Annotated in this window: 9 protein-coding genes and 1 pseudogene; 7 read left to right on the top strand and 3 right to left on the bottom strand. The window is 71.3% G+C overall.

The genetic code is table 11. From position 1 onward, the window contains the following. Nucleotides 1-113: 113 nt before the first annotated feature. Nucleotides 114-858 (bottom strand): annotated as a pseudogene (locus ACFW48_RS27020) (lysophospholipid acyltransferase family protein). A gap of 125 nt (nt 859-983) precedes the next feature. On the opposite strand from ACFW48_RS27020, the gene ACFW48_RS27015 reads away from it, so the two are divergent. From ACFW48_RS27015 to ACFW48_RS27000, 4 genes are all read left to right on the top strand, one after another. Next, on the top strand, nt 984-1,211 hold the full coding sequence (locus ACFW48_RS27015; RefSeq protein ID WP_386318678.1) for a hypothetical protein: 228 nt from the start codon (nt 984-986) through the stop codon (nt 1,209-1,211). Nucleotides 1,212-1,399: 188 nt separating this feature from the next. Next, entirely contained in the window at nt 1,400-2,575 is a 1,176-nt protein-coding gene (locus ACFW48_RS27010; protein WP_386318677.1) for a glycerophosphodiester phosphodiesterase, read from the top strand. Between the two features lie 74 nt (nt 2,576-2,649). Further along, nucleotides 2,650-3,144 (top strand): RNA polymerase sigma factor, encoded by a 495-nt coding sequence (locus ACFW48_RS27005; RefSeq protein ID WP_386318675.1) that lies wholly within the window; start codon nt 2,650-2,652, stop codon nt 3,142-3,144. 57 nt (nt 3,145-3,201) lie between these two features. Beyond that, nucleotides 3,202-3,699, top strand: coding sequence for a GNAT family N-acetyltransferase (locus ACFW48_RS27000; RefSeq protein WP_386318674.1), 498 nt, complete (start codon nt 3,202-3,204; stop codon nt 3,697-3,699). A gap of 31 nt (nt 3,700-3,730) precedes the next feature. Here the strand turns inward: ACFW48_RS27000 and ACFW48_RS26995 are convergent, their stop codons facing one another. Continuing rightward, nucleotides 3,731-4,168 carry a hypothetical protein gene (locus ACFW48_RS26995; protein ID WP_386318672.1) on the bottom strand — a complete coding sequence of 146 codons (438 nt, stop codon included), beginning with the start codon at nt 4,166-4,168 and terminating at the stop codon, nt 3,731-3,733. Then, nucleotides 4,149-4,508, bottom strand: coding sequence for a hypothetical protein (locus ACFW48_RS26990; protein ID WP_210961514.1), 360 nt, complete (start codon nt 4,506-4,508; stop codon nt 4,149-4,151). Before ACFW48_RS26990 ends, ACFW48_RS26995 begins: the two co-directional genes overlap by 20 nt. A 141-nt stretch (nt 4,509-4,649) precedes the next feature. Between ACFW48_RS26990 and ACFW48_RS26985 the strand changes: the two genes are divergently transcribed. The 3 genes from ACFW48_RS26985 to ACFW48_RS26975 all read left to right on the top strand — a co-directional run bounded on the left by ACFW48_RS26985 (nt 4,650) and on the right by ACFW48_RS26975 (nt 7,504). Continuing rightward, on the top strand, nt 4,650-5,300 hold the full coding sequence (locus tag ACFW48_RS26985) for an HAD family hydrolase (RefSeq protein WP_386318671.1): 651 nt from the start codon (nt 4,650-4,652) through the stop codon (nt 5,298-5,300). Between the two features lie 423 nt (nt 5,301-5,723). Then, nucleotides 5,724-6,770 carry a methionine ABC transporter ATP-binding protein gene (locus ACFW48_RS26980; RefSeq protein WP_386318670.1) on the top strand — a complete coding sequence of 349 codons (1,047 nt, stop codon included), beginning with the start codon at nt 5,724-5,726 and terminating at the stop codon, nt 6,768-6,770. After that, nucleotides 6,767-7,504: a methionine ABC transporter permease gene (locus ACFW48_RS26975; RefSeq protein WP_386318668.1), complete on the top strand. Its 738-nt coding sequence runs from the start codon at nt 6,767-6,769 to the stop codon at nt 7,502-7,504. The genes ACFW48_RS26980 and ACFW48_RS26975 overlap by 4 nt, the downstream gene beginning before the upstream one ends. The last annotated feature ends 19 nt before the right edge of the window (nt 7,505-7,523 follow it).

Raw genomic sequence — 7,523 nt, 5'->3', positions numbered from 1 at the left:
CAGCCCCAGCCCCCAGCCCCTCTGCCGCCGGGACGCCGCCGGGCGCCCACAACGTACGGACGGCGGGCCGCTCACCGAGCGGCCCGCCGTCCGTGTCCGTACGCGTCGCGGCCTTACGCCGCCTTGGCCTTGCTCGCGTACATGTCCACGTACTCCTGACCGGACAGCCGCATGACCTCGGTCATCACGGAGTCGGTCACGGCCCGCAGGACATAGCGGTCGCGGTCCATGCCCTCGTAGCGGGAGAACTCCATCGCCTCGCCGAAGCGGACCGTGACCTTGCCCGGCCGGGGCAGGCCCGCGCCCCCAGGCTGGAGCTTGTCGGTGCCGATCACGGCGAACGGGACGACGGGGGCGCCGGTCATCAGGGTGAGCCGGGCGATGCCGGTGCGGCCGCGGTAGAGGCGGCCGTCGGGGGAGCGGGTGCCCTCCGGGTAGATGGCGAAGACCTTGCCCTCGTCCAGCACGCGGCGGCCGGTCATCAGTGCCGCGACCCCGCCCCGGCCGCCGTCCCGGTCGACCGGGATCATGCCGACGCCGGTGAAGAACCAGGCCATCAGCCGTCCCTTGAGGCCCTTGCCGGTGACGTACTCGTCCTTGCCGATGAAGAAGACCTGCCGGTCGCACTTCAGGGGCATGATCACCGAGTCGATGAAGGTGAGATGGTTGCCGGCCAGGATGACCGGACCGTCGCCCGGGATGTTCTCCACGCCCTCCACCTGTGGGCGGAACATCAGGCGCATGATCGGGCCGAGCACTGCCTTGATGAGCGCGAAGCGGGACAACGGGTCCTCCGGTGTCGGGGATGCGGTATGAGTCTGTGCAGGTGAGGACATTACTCGCGGCCGAGGGGGTCACGCACGTCGGGTCATCCGGGTCTTACACGGTGTTGACGTACGTTCACCTGCGGTGCAGGGTGTCGAGGGGCCGTAACGCCCACAAGAGGACGTGAGGCAGGTCGCGTCCGCAGGGGAAGGGACCGCGTGCCGATCCTCGCCGCACTCGCCGTGCTCTGTGTCGTCATGGCCGCCGCCGTCACCGTCCTGGTCCGCAGGGACCGGCGTCGTTGGTCCGGGGGTCCGGACACCGCACGGATCGAAGCACGGGCCACGAGCGGACTGCGCGAGGCGCGCCGCTGGAGCCGTGCCGCCGACCCCTACTCCGTGGCCACGGGGCTCGTCGGGCACCGCCACGACGAACGCGGCCACTGACCGCGTACCCCACCCGGCCGCCGCGAAGCCGACGGCACGTCAGGCATCCAGTTCCGCCCGCCTCACCGGCCTCTCCACGCCCATACGACATTCCCAGGCACCCGCGTGTTCCGGTCGCGGACTCCCGCTCGTCATGTACGCGCCCCTACGATCGGCCCGCACTGACGGTCAACGGCAGGAGGGCCCTGATGGGAACGCAGGAGTCGGACGAGCAGGCGGGCGGCACCGGACGGCGGGCGCTCCTCGGAGCGGCGGTGCTCGGCGCGGGCGGAGCCGTGCTCGGCCTGTCCGGCACGGCGAGAGCCGCCGACGCCCGGCACGGAGGGGGGCGCGGCGGCGGGGTGAAGAGCCTGCCCGTCCCGACGGTCATCGGTCACCGCGGCGCCAGCGGCTACCGCCCCGAGCACACCTTCGGCGCCTACGAACTGGCCCTCGACATGGGCGCCGACATCGTCGAGGCCGGTGACCTGGTCCCCACCAAGGACGGTCACCTCGTCTGCCGGCACGAGCCGGAGATCGGCGGCACCACGGACGTCGCCGACCACCCCGAGTTCGCCGACCGCAAGCGCACCAAGCAGCTCGACGGCGTCTCCGTCACCGGCTGGTTCACCGAGGACTTCACGCTCGCCGAGCTCAAGACGCTCCGCGCGACCGAGCGCATCCCGGCCAACCGCCCGCACAACACCCTCTACGACGGCCGCTGGGAGATCCCCACCTTCGAAGAGGTGCTCCGCTGGCAGAACGAGCAGACCCGCAGGCGCGGCAAGCAGGTCTGGATCTACCCCGAGCTCAAGCACCCCACGTACTTCCGCGAGCTGGGCCTCGGCACGGAGGAACGCCTCGCGCGGCTGCTGCGCAAGTACGGCAAGGACCGGAAGAACTCGCCCGTCATCATCCAGTCCTTCGAGCCCACCAGCATCCAGCGGATGAACAGGCTCGTCGGCAACCCCCTCGCCGTGCTGCTGTCCGGCGCGAACAGCCGCCCCTGGGACTTCGTCAAGACCGGCGACCCGCGCACCACGGCCGACCTCATCACGCCGAAGGGCCTGAAGGAGATCGCGTCCTACGCGCAGGGCATCGGCCCGACCCTGGACCTGATCATTCCGAAGGACTCCGCCGGCCGGCTCACCGAGCCGACCACGCTGGTGCGCGACGCGCACCGCGCGGGCCTGATCCTGCACCCGTACACCATGCGCAACGAGAACCCCTTCCTCCCCGCGGACTTCCGCAGGGGCAGCGACCCGGATGCCTACGGCGACGTCTTCGGCGCGTTCCGGACCTACTTCGCCACCGGCATCGACGGCGTCTTCACCGACCACCCGGACACGGGCCTGCTGGCCCGCGAGGACTTCGTCAACGACTGAGCGCCTGCCCCCGGTTGGGGTGACCTTCGGCCGTCCGGGCAACCACCCGCCCGGGCGGCCGCGTCGACCCGCATATGACGCACGACCTGGTCACCTCCCTGCGCCCCCTGCTCACCGCCGAGGCATCGGCCGAGGCATATGCGTCGGGGGCCGAGCCCGGCGACCTCGAACAGGCGGTCTGGCTGCGCCTTCTGGAACGCCTGAAGGTCGACGGCCCGCCCCGCGACCCGCATCGCTGGCTGCGCAGCGCCGTCCGCATCGAAGCCCGCCGCACCCGCCGTACGACGCGCAACGAGCGGCCGTACGAGACCGAACCCGCCGGCGCGGCCGAGCACGAGCCCGAGCAGCTCGCGCTCACCGCGGCCAGGCACCGCGCCCTGCGCGACGCCGTGCGCCGGCTGCCCGGCCGTTGCCCCCGGCTGATGGAGGCCCTGCTGTCGCCGAAGGACCTCACATACCGGGAAATCGCGGGGGAGTTGGGTATCTCACAAGGCAGTCTTGGCCCGGAACGTTCCCGATGTCTGGGATGTCTGCGCCGATTGCTGACGCCGGAGGTTGCGGCTCGCTGAGGACGGGGATAGGAGTGGGGGACCACAGGTGATCAGGTGAGCGGGAGGCATGCACACATGGGCATGAGCGTGACCATCTCGGCGGCGACCGAGCAGGATGCCGAGCAGATCTTCCGGCTGCAGTACCTCTGCTTCCAGAGCGAGGCGGCGCTGTACGGCAACTACCGCATCGACCCGCTCGTCCAGACCCTCGACTCCGTGCGCCAGGAGGTCGCCGACGACTGCGTCTTCGTGGCGCGGCTCGGCGACGAGGTCGTCGGCTCGGTGCACGGCCGGGTGACCGAGGACGGGGCGGCGTCCATCGGCAAGCTGTGCGTCCATCCGCGGCTCCAGGGACACGGCATCGGCGCCCGCCTGCTGCGTGCCGCCGAGTCCGCCCTCGCCGCGGAGCGGGGCGCCAAGCGCTTCCGCCTGCACACCGGGCACCGCAGCGAGAACAACCTGCGGCTGTACCGGCGGGTCGGCTACGAGACGGTGGGGACCGCGCGGGGCGCGGACGGCGTACCCATGATCGTCCTGGAGAAGCCGGCCGAGGCGTACGCGACCACGGCCTGAAGGTGCCGACGGGGCCCGGGCCCGGCCGCCGCTACGCGGTGCGGGCCCGGCGCAGCCAGTACACGGCCGACAGCGGCAGCAGCACGGGGATGAAGAGGTACCCCATCCCGTAGTCCGACCACACGGTCGCGTCGGGGAAGGCGGACGGCTCCACCAGCGTCCAGGTGCCGACCGTCAGGACGCCCACGAGCTCGGCGGCGCAGCACACCAGCGCCGCCTTGCGGGCCGTCTCGCCGCCGCGCACCAGGGTGTACGTGATGAATCCGTATACGACGCCCGCGACGGCCGACAGCGTGTAGGGGAGCGGAGCCCGGTCGAACTCTGTCGCGATCTGGTAAGCGGACCGGGACACGGCGCCGACGACCATCACCCCGTACAGCCACACCAGCAGGATCCCGGGACCGCTGATCAACCGCTTCCGGTCCGTCTTCTCCTCCGCGGCCACCATCTCAGCCTCCCCAGATGTCATACAGCCGCACCTCGAGGACGGCGAGGACGACACCGCCGGCGGCGACCGTCACCGAGCCCCAGCGGGTGCGCTCGGCCAGCGACATGAACCCCGCCGCCGGGACACAGGCGAAGGCGCCCAGCAGATACGCCACGAAGATCGTCGTGCCCTGGCCGGGCTCCTCGCCGCGCGCCAGCTGCACGATCCCGACCACGAGCTGGACCAGCGCCAGCACCGAGACCACGGCCATGCCGATGAAGTGCCAGTCCTTCGTCGGCTGGTCACGGTAGGCCGCCCAGCCGCACCATGCGGCGAGCAGCAGCGCGGCGACGCCGGTCACCAGCGTCAGGACGTCAAGCATGGCAGCGACCCTATTACGGCCCAAAAGGCCCGCCGCCCCCGGCCCCGCCCGTCGGGAGTTCCGCACTTCGGGTCCCCTGTCGCGAGGAACGGGGCGTTGGTCCCGTCCGGCGAGGACCGGTCGGGCCGTAGGGTCGAGGGTATGAAGATCCACGCACAGGCCCTCCTGTTCGACAACGACGGAACCCTCGTCTCCTCCCTCGAGTCCGTGCGCCGCTGCTGGACGCGGTGGGCCGGTGAGTACGGGATCACGGCGCAGGAGTTCGCGCGGGTCGAGCTGCACGGGCGGCCCGCAGCGGAGATAGCCGCCGACCTGCTGCCCGTGGGCAGGGTCTCGGAGGCCGTCGCGCGGATCGAGCAGCTCGAGGTCGAGGACGTACCGGGCGGGGGCGTGCACCTGCTGCCCGGCACCTGGGAGTTCCTCGACGCCCTGCCGGCCGACCGCTGGGCCGTCGTCACCTCGGCGACGCGCCGGCTCGCCGAGGCCCGGCTCGGCGCCGTCGGCGTCCTGCCCAAGACACTCGTCGCCGCCGACGACATCACCCGCGGCAAGCCCGACCCCGAGCCCTACCTGCTCGGCGCCCGCGCCCTGGGCGTCGACCCGGCCGCCTGCGTGGTCTTCGAGGACGCCCCCGCCGGACTCCAGGCCGGCCGCGCCGCCGGCATGACCACCGTGGCGTTGGCCACAACCCACCGGGCCGACGAACTCGACGCCGACTTGGTGGTCACCGACCTGTCGGCCTTGTCGGCACTGGTCACCGACGCGGGAGTCGAGATCTCCGTCCGCGGCTGATCGGCGCCCCCGCGACCGGCCACCGTCCACCGTTGTCCAACATCCGGACAGCGGTGTCCGGTCAGGACCATACGTCTGCTTTACTGATCGCATGAGCACGACGAGCGACCGCACCCCTGCGACCGAGGCGACGATGACGCCCGGTGCTCGTTGTATGTGTCGAATGTGCGCCTTCTAGAGGGCCCCTGCACCACCTGAGCCTCGCGCCCCGAAGCGAGCGCCGGCTCGTACCCGCCACCGCGCCCCGCGCACGCGGCCGAGCCACGCCCCGCGCACACGTTTCTCCCCGGTTTTCCACGCCACCGCGCATCGCCACCGCGAGATCCGTGCCGCGTTCCGAAGGACCCCCAAGACCCCGAAGAACAACGCCCCGTGCCCGGCGCACACCACCGCGCCGCGCACTCGACAGTGACGGAAACCCACGTGATCACCACATCGGGCCTCACGAAGGTCTATCGCTCACGCGGCCGCGAGGTCACCGCCCTGGACGGCGTCGACCTGCACGTCCGCGAGGGTGAGGTGTACGGCGTCATCGGCCAGTCCGGCGCCGGCAAGTCCTCGCTCATCCGCTGCGTCAACCTCCTGGAGCGCCCCACCGCCGGCACGGTCACCGTCGCCGGCCAGGACCTCACCGCGCTCGCCGGCCGCGGCCCCCGCGCCGGCAAGGAACTGCGGCAGGCGCGCAGCCGTATCGGCATGGTCTTCCAGCACTTCAACCTGCTCTCCTCCCGGACCGTGCGGGACAACGTCGAACTGCCGCTGGAGATCCTCGGCAAGTCCGGGAAGGAACGTTCCCGCAAGGCGCTGGAGCTGCTCGACCTCGTCGGCCTCGCCGACAAGGCGGGCGCCTACCCGGCCCAGCTCTCCGGCGGCCAGAAGCAGCGCGTCGGCATCGCCCGCGCCCTGGCCGGCGACCCCAAGGTCCTGCTCTCCGACGAGGCCACCAGCGCCCTCGACCCGGAGACCACCCGCTCCATCCTCCAGCTGCTGCGCGACCTGAACCGGCAGCTCGGCCTGACCGTCCTGCTCATCACCCACGAGATGGACGTCGTCAAGAGCGTCTGCGACTCGGCCGCCCTCATGGACCGGGGTCGCGTCGTCGAGTCCGGCACGGTCGGCGAGCTGCTCGCCACCCCGGGCTCCGAGCTGGCCGCCGCGCTCTTCCCGGTCGGCGGCGACGCGTCCGGCGCCGACCGCACCGTCCTCGACGTCACCTTCCACGGCGAGGCCGCCACGCAGCCCGTCATCTCCCAGCTGTCCCGCACCTACAACATCGACATATCGATCCTCGGCGCCGCCATCGACACCGTCGGCGGCCTCCAGGTGGGCCGGATGCGGATCGAACTGCCCGGCCACTACGAGGACAACGTGGTGCCCGTCGGCTTCCTGCGCGAACAGGGCCTGCAGATCGACGTGGTGAGCGAGACGACCGAGGAGCCGTCCCTGCTGGTGAAGGAAGGTGCCAAGTGACCTGGTCCGAGATGCAGCCCCTGCTGGAGCAGGCGTCCTGGGAGACCCTGATCATGGTCGGCTGGTCCACCCTGATCGCCGTGGTGGCCGGGCTCCCGCTCGGCGTACTCCTCGTCCTCACCGACAAGGGCGGCCTGCTGCAGAACGTCCTGGTCAACAAGGTCATCGGCCAGATCGTGAACGTCGGCCGCTCGATGCCGTTCATCATCCTCATGGTCGCGCTGATGAGTTTCACCCGCTGGGTCACCGGCACCACCATCGGCAGCGAGGCCGCGATCGTGCCGCTCGCCATCGGCGGCATCCCCTTCTTCGCGCGGCTCGTCGAGACGGCCGTACGCGAGGTCGACGGAGGGCTCGTCGAGGCCGTCCAGTCCATGGGCGGCAACAGCTGGACCATCGTCCGCAAGGTCCTGGTCCCCGAAGCGCTTCCGTCGCTGATCGCCAGCACCACCACCACGATCATCGCCCTCATCGGCTACTCGGCCATGGCCGGCACCGTCGGCGGCGGAGGTCTCGGCGACCTCGCCGTCCGCTACGGCTACCAGCGTTTCGAGACCGGGCTGATGTGGATCACCGTCGCGATCCTCGCCGTCGTCATCTCGCTCATCCAGTTCGCCGGCGACTACGCCGCCCGCACCCTGCACCGCCGCGGGGGACGCGGGGGCGCCGGGCCCAGGCTGCGGCTGCTCAGGGCCAAGGAGCCCGCGGCAGCCGACGTGAGCAAGGTCGCGTAACCGGCCGCTCGACTTCTTC

Origin of the sequence: Streptomyces sp. NPDC058812, from assembly GCF_042744565.1 — a bacterium.
In the GTDB taxonomy this organism is placed as follows: Bacteria; Actinomycetota; Actinomycetes; order Streptomycetales; family Streptomycetaceae; genus Streptomyces; species Streptomyces thinghirensis.
The sequence above is the reverse complement of the archived record's forward strand: the minus strand, read 5'-3'. Positions and strand labels throughout refer to the sequence as shown.